Raw genomic sequence first — 6,740 nt, 5'->3', positions numbered from 1 at the left:
TTTCTCATGTGTCCAGTTAAAACGTTACCACCTTATCGCTATCAACCACCCACTCGGTGAATTGTGCCAGGGTGCTGATCTCTGTTCCTTCGAGGAGCGTCATGTTCTTTAGACCCCTTGCATCGGCACATGTACCACATAACTTTACTTTAGCGCCTTTTTTGATTGCACCTTTTAAGAACCTCTCGATGTTGTAATACCCGTCGGGTGTGTTTTGGCCTGGTATGGCACAAAAAACGGAATCTGCCATCAGGAATATCCGAACTTCCGTGTCTTTGTGTTCCTTACCTAGCTGATTGGCAAGACGCAATGCATTGTAAGCCTTTTCTGTTCCGTAAGGTGCGTCGTTGATAACGATTAGAATTTTCATAAATGACGTGTTTTTTAAAGGTTATTAATAAATATTATTCTGCTTTGTAATATTATTGTTGTTTTCATGGAATGTGATGTTTTTGTTCGCAGAATTTCATTAGTGTATATTCATTGAGATTGGTTATAAAACCATCTGCAACTGTATGTTCAAAAGGTTATGCAGGGCATCATCATTTACCGGAGTATACAAAATGCCGTTCAGTGAAAGCTGGGTATTCGGTCCGACCTGGTAATTGGGTCCCAGGGTGAATCCCTGGTAGGGATCACCTTCGCCTTCCGGGGTGAAATGATCGTATCTGCCAATGGCCTCCCATTTTTCTGAAATTTCATATTTTGCAAGCAGATAGCCGCCGGTGGCCTGTGCCCTGTTATCAGGCACTATTTCCCTGTCACGGATGAAATATTCTCCCCGCAGGAGCACCGGCGACTGCTGATATTCGGCATGCAGGCCCCATCTTTGACGGGAAAGTCTGTCAAACGCTCCGGTTTCATAAGTGCCCAAATGAGCAGAAATACCGGCCATCAGATTTTCCATCGGGGCAAGTTCCACGCGTCCGACAATATCTTTGGAATTTGAATTTGCCAGGACATTGGCCCCGCGTCCGTTCATGATGGCCACAGAATAACCAAAAGTAGAATGTTCCCCGTAGGCCATCACCCCAATGTCTCTGAACATCCTGAACGGATTCATTCTTCGCGTAGAGAAGGCCCGCTCAATAGCCGGATTCCTGGTGATGGGCTCAGGTCCTTCCAGCCCGAACGGGGCAAAAAACTGGCCTGCCCGCAGATTAAAAAGCGGATCGAGGGTAAAGTCGGCAAAGGCATTCACCAGGGCCGGGGTATTATTCGGCGGTTCCGTGGCTCCTATGATCAAATTGAGCCTGATGTTCTCGCTCAAATCCCCTGTAAAGCCAATTCTGGCTCTGTGAATGGAAAAATTCGCAGGGTTATCTGCTATATCGTCAGCACTGAAATGCGTCTGCAGAAATCCCGCCGGTGTGAGGTCGGGATAGGTTGTTTGGCCTTCGCCTCCGGAAGTCTCTCCCCCGTCTTGTGCAAGCAATGGTACCGTGAACGATACCAAAAAGATTCCTAAGAACCAGCTTTTCCATATAACGGAAAACAATGTTAAGTGTTGAAAGAAATTTGGTGTTTTCATATGTCTGTCATAATTTTTATATTGAAGAAGTTGCTGATTTTTGAGACATATACATAAAAATATTGTTCAAGTATTCAATAATTAATTGAATATACAATTGGAAAAATGGTATTTCCAGGTTTCATTCGGATAAAGTTTGATTATATGTTTGTAATTCAATTAAATAGAACCTCAAAATTTGAGCCTTGTGCTTGATTCGCCATGGAACCCGCATGCTTTATTCATTACCTTGTTGCGAAGGTTCCTAGATGCGGGTTTCATTAAAAAATCTAACATTGGCCATTTACATGTCTCTGCTGATAACCGGAATTATTGCAGCGGGAATATGGCTGAGCATAAAAATAGTCAGACGCAGGGATCAGAATAAGTGAATATGTAAAAACCATAGCGCCAAAAATTTGTTAGAAATAAAAACAATTGCAGATATGTACAGAAAATTTATCCACACAGATCAATCCAAAGCCACTATCATTATCCGTTTGATGGTGGGCGCAGTGTTCCTGTCCGAAGGAATTCAGAAATTCCTTTATCCGGCTATGCGGGGCGCCGGACGTTTTGAAGGCATGGGATTTCCAAACCCTGAGTTATTTGCCAACTTTGTGGGGGTTTTTGAAATTCTTGCAGGCATGCTGCTTATTTTGGGATTCATTACACGGGGAGCCGCATTTGCCATGCTGATCAATATGACGGTAGCCATTGTGGTGACCAAAATACCCATAGCATTTGGAGAAAGCTTTGGACCCTTTGTTTTGCGTGATCTGAATACCTACGGATTCTGGAGCATGGCTCATGAAATACGGACGGATTTTGCCATGTGGCTGGGTGCTTTATTCCTCATCATAAAAGGCGGGGGCAAATGGTCAATCGATCGTCTGCTGATGAAAAAATGATTTGCAAAATACGCATGGAAATTACTATGGAAAACTATTCCCGAACCTTATACTCCGAGCCTGATGCATTCTACTCTGATGATTTATTATGATGAATGAAGGACATAAAGGATTTTATTGTATTTTTGTCAAAGAATAATCAAATATTGGTACAAAAATTTTCCCAGAGCTCATCCGGGAATTTTTTCAACTGGCGTGCATGAAAATTGGGGGATTTATACAATAAACACGGTTATTTGGTCTGTTAAAAATTACTGAAACAGGAACATCCCTATCATTTCGGGAATTATTATAAATACAAACCATGAAAATTAGAAAGCTTATACTGCTTTCCTTGATATTCATAGTATTGGGTATAATCATTTATGTGGCATATCTGGGTTATAAAATAACCAATACATTTGAAGAAACTTATCGTGATACGGAATTAAGGCAACGGGATGATCGTATTCCCAATACAGGTGATAAACTAATATCTGTTCTTTTGCTGGGAATCGAGCAACGGGGCCTGGATGATGCTGAGAACATAGACGAGCCGGGACGATCTGACGCTATTTTGCTGCTTCTGCTTAATACGAATACCGGGAAAATTACTGCATTGTCCATTCCTCGGGATACAAGGGTCCATCTACAAAAGGAGGACTATGCAAAGTTAACCGATGTATTTGCTTATGGACCTGAAGTATCAATCACCTTGATAGAAGACCTTCTAAAGTTTCCCGTGGACTACTACATTGCTTTCAGTGAACAAGCTTTTGCTGATTTCATAGATATGATGGGTGGGGTAACAATAGATGTTGGAAAGGAATTTGCTGAAAGAATAGAAGTTATAGATGAAGGAATACAGCGTTTGGATGGTAACACCACCCTTTATTATATACGTTTCCGAAATGACAGCGAGGGAGATTTCGGACGGATGAGCCGTCTGCAGCAGGTTATAGATACTACCATGCATCAAGCCATTAATATAAAAACATTCATCAATCTCGGCCGGTATATAAACATCGTAAAACAAAACATACGACATAATATCCCAATGGATTCAATGAAAAAGGAAGCACCTCATCTTACTTCCGTCTCGCCGGATCATTTTGAAAAGCTCTCTATGGAAGGAAAAAATGTTGAAATTGACAGCCTTTGGTATGTTATTCCCAAATTCGATAATCTGATGAACTTACGGGAAAAACTGCGACTGGAACTGAAGGAATCAAAAGACCGCCGCGATTAATTTTTCTTACACTTTATAATATCCATTTTCTGTGAATATTTTTCAGGCTAATGGAAAACAAGACAAACCCAAAGGCGGCAATGATCAGAAAGTTCAGCCAAAGCGGCAGGATATGCTGTCCGTGAATCGCCCCGTGGAGGATATCCACCCCATAGGTCAGGGGCAGGGCAAATGAGAGAGGCTGCAGGATCACAGGCAGGGAAAGAACAGGAAAGAACAAACCGCAGAGAAAGATCATGGGAAAGCGGAAGAAGTTGGAGAAGGTCTGGGCCTCGAAAACCTCGCTCACCGATACGGCGATAAAAAGTCCCAAAAAGGTGGAAACAATGGCTATTAACACTACAGCCGGCACCACAGCGCCCCATGACACCTGCGACAGATCTGTAAGAAAAGCTGCCGGTATAACCGGCACAAAGGCATTAACGATCCCAAACAGGATCGCCCCGCTTGTCTTCGAGAGCATTAGAAGCTCCAGGGAGATGGGGGCCAGCAGCAGCCGCTCAAAGGAGCGGTTTTTCTTCTCAAAGGTCACGGTCACAGCCAGCATGGAGGTGGTGCCAAAAAGGATGGAGATGGCCATCACCCCGGGAAGCACTTCAATGACATTTTCCAGCCCGGTGCCCGAGCGGATGAAGAACATAAGCGTCCAGGCCAGGGGAAAGATCAATCCCCAGCTAATGTTGGGCGGCTTAAGATAATACCCGCGCATGTCCTTCAGAACGATATTCCAGAATGCTATCCATCGTTTCATGCCTTACCTCCGTTTCTTTCCGTTCTCATTGCATCGCTTTCAATACCGGTCACATCTACGAAAACATCTTCCAGCGTTGGCTTGATCTGACGGGCTTCCGTCACTTCCGCACCCTGTCCTTCGATGAACCGCACCACCGGTCCAATGCCGATGGTTTGAACGGAGTCCATCCGCAACTGTTGGTTGGAAACCATCCGGAAGGTATATTCAGGGAAAGCTTGAGCAAGCTTACCGGTCAGACCGGAAATATTCCCATTCGCTGTAACGAGCAGGCCTTTGCGCTGTTGTATCGGTTGCAGCAAAGTGGAAACGCGTTCATTGCGCACAATACGCCCGTTGACAATGAAAGCGATGCGTTCGCACAACCGTTCGGCTTCTTCAATGTAATGGGTAGTCAGAAAGATGGTGGTTCCGCCCTGGTACATATCACTGATAAGCTGCCTGATCTGCCGGGCGCTGGCCACATCGATGCCTGTGGTGGGCTCGTCCAGAAAAAGGATCTCCGGCTGGTGGATGATGCCGGCGGCAATGGTCAGCTTGCGTTTCATGCCCTTGGAATACCCGCTGAACCTCCGGTTGGCAGCCTCTTGCAGCCGAAACTGCCGCAGCAAATAATCTGCACGCCGGCGGCGTTCCCCCTTCTCAATACCATATAAGGAGGCACAAAAACACAGGTTGTCATAACCTGTGAGCTCGGGATACAGGTTGCTCTCATCCGGCACCACCCCGATCAGATGCTGGGCTGCCTTGGGATTGGCCGAACAATTCAGGCCGGCAATGCGGATGGTACCCGCGTCAGGCCGGGCCAGCCCGGTAAGCATATTGATGGTGGTGGTTTTTCCTGCCCCGTTGGGTCCCAGGAAGCCAAAAACCTCGCCGCGCTTTACATCGAAGGATATTCCGCTGACGGCTTCTACCTCCTCAAAACTTTTGCTCAGGCGGGATACTTCGATGAGTCGCTCCGGTTCAACAGGACCGGAGGCGACCCCGTGTTTTTCCATTTTCACTAGTGTAACAGTTTATTAAAGGCTTGAATTTCAATTTGATTTATATACTAAATTCATAAACTCTGCTTGTATTACCATGGAAACCGCATGTTAATCATATTCTTGTTGTGTAGCTACCTGCATGCGGGTTTCATTTCGTCAAATTCCTCCTTTGTGATCTCCCCCAGGGCATAACGCTTTTTCAAAATATCCATCGGGGTATCGCCCTGATTTACCTCAAACTTGTTCTGACGGGGGCCGCCTGTCCGGTTCAAAATCAAAACCAGGGCAATGATGACAACCGCTGCAATAATAACTGTCCAGAGGATTGCACTCCCTTCCATTGCCATACCATGTCCGTGTTCCATAAGTTTGTCTAGTTAAGTTTATGCAAATTTACTAAAAAATGAATGTTGTTCTTTGTGTTTGTGGTTAAATCTTTGTGTGGTGAGCCTCGCGATTAAGCGCTCAGATTTGCACCGGCTAACAGTGCCTTTTCCAAATGAGCTTACCACCCGGCTGAAGCCGGGTGGTAAGATTAAAAGACCCCTCGAGCCATTGAGCCCGCTTTAGCGGGCTTTTGTCCCCTTTCCCATCAATCATCAAACAAACCGTATTCCTGCCTCCATTTTTCATATTCTTTCGCAAAGATTTGCCGTTTGTGGTTTAAAAAAAATACAATATACGAAAATTTGGGTTATTCCAGGAATTAAACGGCATTTGTCGTAATTCTATGCAAAGAATGCCCGCTGAAAGCGGGCTGCTGTGTGGGTTGATGTTGTTTTCAGCAACACCCCGATAAATCGGGGTGCTAATCTCATGATGCGACAGGCGTGTTTCATCAAGGAATAATGATAGACCCGGATAAAACATAAATATTAATCAATCTCCATAAACGGGTCGGTTGAGGCTCTCACCAAATGAGATTGTTGTGCAATTGGCAGGTTTATTGGGATATAATAATACCACCCGATAAAACGGGAGTTTACCCAATCTCCCAAAAATTCGGGTTATGAGCCTCATGACATGGACATAATTCCCGGTTACAGCTGGGTAAACTCAAATAACAGTGGCTCTTTTCAAATGAGCATAGCACCCGGCTTCAGTGGTAAGTAAGAAGGCCCTCCCTATTCGATCAGCCCGCTTTAGCGGGCTTTTGTCCCCTTTCCCATCAATCATCAAACAAACCCTATTCCCGCCTCCATTTTTCAAACTCCTCCGCAAAGGTTTGCCGTTTGTGGTTTAAAAAAAATACAATATACGAAAATTTGGGTTATTCCAGGAATTAAACGGCATTTGTCGTAATTCTATGCAAAGAATGCCCGCTGAAAGCGGGCTGCTGTGTGGGTTGATG

At 44.9% G+C, this 6,740-nt stretch carries 7 protein-coding genes; 2 read left to right on the top strand and 5 right to left on the bottom strand.

Annotated features, from left to right (window positions below; genetic code table 11):
* Positions 1-16: 16 nt before the first annotated feature.
* Together KGY70_14855 and KGY70_14850 are read right to left on the bottom strand one after the other, a co-directional pair.
* Entirely contained in the window at positions 17-370 is a 354-nt protein-coding gene (locus KGY70_14855) for a DsrE family protein (protein ID MBS3776473.1), read from the bottom strand.
* Between the two features lie 123 nt (positions 371-493).
* Complete coding sequence (locus tag KGY70_14850; protein ID MBS3776472.1) at positions 494-1,531, bottom strand: outer membrane beta-barrel protein; 1,038 nt, start codon at positions 1,529-1,531, stop codon at positions 494-496.
* A 425-nt stretch (positions 1,532-1,956) separates the two neighbouring features.
* On the opposite strand from KGY70_14850, the gene KGY70_14845 reads away from it, so the two are divergent.
* Together KGY70_14845 and KGY70_14840 are read left to right on the top strand one after the other, a co-directional pair.
* Positions 1,957-2,421, top strand: coding sequence for a DoxX family protein (locus KGY70_14845; GenBank protein MBS3776471.1), 465 nt, complete (start codon positions 1,957-1,959; stop codon positions 2,419-2,421).
* A 304-nt stretch (positions 2,422-2,725) separates the two neighbouring features.
* Positions 2,726-3,649 (top strand): LCP family protein, encoded by a 924-nt coding sequence (locus KGY70_14840; GenBank protein MBS3776470.1) that lies wholly within the window; start codon positions 2,726-2,728, stop codon positions 3,647-3,649.
* 13 nt (positions 3,650-3,662) lie between these two features.
* Here the strand turns inward: KGY70_14840 and KGY70_14835 are convergent, their stop codons facing one another.
* From KGY70_14835 to KGY70_14825, 3 genes are all read right to left on the bottom strand, one after another.
* Positions 3,663-4,400, bottom strand: coding sequence for an ABC transporter permease (locus tag KGY70_14835; GenBank protein MBS3776469.1), 738 nt, complete (start codon positions 4,398-4,400; stop codon positions 3,663-3,665).
* Positions 4,397-5,407 carry an ABC transporter ATP-binding protein gene (locus KGY70_14830; protein MBS3776468.1) on the bottom strand — a complete coding sequence of 337 codons (1,011 nt, stop codon included), beginning with the start codon at positions 5,405-5,407 and terminating at the stop codon, positions 4,397-4,399. The genes KGY70_14835 and KGY70_14830 overlap by 4 nt, the downstream gene beginning before the upstream one ends.
* Positions 5,408-5,520: 113 nt before the next feature.
* Positions 5,521-5,754 carry an SHOCT domain-containing protein gene (locus KGY70_14825; GenBank protein MBS3776467.1) on the bottom strand — a complete coding sequence of 78 codons (234 nt, stop codon included), beginning with the start codon at positions 5,752-5,754 and terminating at the stop codon, positions 5,521-5,523.
* Positions 5,755-6,740 lie beyond the last annotated feature (986 nt).

Source organism: Bacteroidales bacterium (assembly GCA_018334875.1).
In the GTDB taxonomy this organism is placed as follows: Bacteria; Bacteroidota; Bacteroidia; order Bacteroidales; family UBA12077; genus JAGXLC01.
This window is presented reverse-complemented; position numbering and strand designations above follow the sequence as displayed.

Coding starts and splice junctions, on each gene's coding strand:
- KGY70_14855 (MBS3776473.1), bottom strand. CDS start 370: ATGAAAATTCTAATCGTTATCAACGACGCACCTTACGGAACAGAAAAG.
- KGY70_14850 (MBS3776472.1), bottom strand. CDS start 1,531: ATGAAAACACCAAATTTCTTTCAACACTTAACATTGTTTTCCGTTATA.
- KGY70_14845 (MBS3776471.1), top strand. CDS start 1,957: ATGTACAGAAAATTTATCCACACAGATCAATCCAAAGCCACTATCATT.
- KGY70_14840 (MBS3776470.1), top strand. CDS start 2,726: ATGAAAATTAGAAAGCTTATACTGCTTTCCTTGATATTCATAGTATTG.
- KGY70_14835 (MBS3776469.1), bottom strand. CDS start 4,400: ATGAAACGATGGATAGCATTCTGGAATATCGTTCTGAAGGACATGCGC.
- KGY70_14825 (MBS3776467.1), bottom strand. CDS start 5,754: ATGGAACACGGACATGGTATGGCAATGGAAGGGAGTGCAATCCTCTGG.